1 protein-coding gene is annotated in these 560 nt (G+C 29.5%); it reads left to right on the top strand.

What is annotated here, in order from left to right:
* Window positions 1–181: 181 nt before the first annotated feature.
* On the top strand, window positions 182–560 hold a 379-nt coding region (locus tag A1QC_RS06900), incomplete at its 3' end, for a hypothetical protein (RefSeq protein WP_198926414.1).

Below are 560 nucleotides of genomic sequence, written 5' to 3' on the forward strand. Positions count from 1 at the left end.
TCAATGCTATGGATAAGAAATACCTAGATAAATTGAGAAGGAAGTATGGCAATACTCTTATTGAAATGTTCCTAAGAAAGACGGTACTAAAAAATTGAACTTTGGAATAACCTTAAGGAATATACAGCATGTTAATTATCTGAAGTTTGATTTAGATTTGACTGAAGGTAAGTTGATTTGTTTGTCTGGAAAAAATAGCGTAGGAAAGACCACATTATTTAGGGCTGTGAGAAATATTTATTTAAATAATACTTTTATTGAAACTGCGGCACCTTATATCTTTAATGAAGATAGTTGTGTGGAATACAGAATTGGTGACGATAATATTATATTTAAATATAATAAAAAGCTGTCTGTAATTGATTCAAAACAAATTATCCCTGATTCAATTAAAGAGCGCTTCTTAGTTGAGTTACCAATCCCACATGGGGAGCGCTTCAATCAATTCAAAAAATTATCTGATATTGATGATAAATTAAGATCGAAAATTGCTGTTGGAGACTATAAAAAACCTTATGAGTTAATTAGTTTTTTAAATTTAGTTTATGGTGAAGAACGGT

It is taken from the genome of Vibrio rumoiensis 1S-45, from assembly GCF_000286955.2.
Taxonomy (GTDB): domain Bacteria; phylum Pseudomonadota; class Gammaproteobacteria; order Enterobacterales; family Vibrionaceae; genus Vibrio; species Vibrio rumoiensis_A.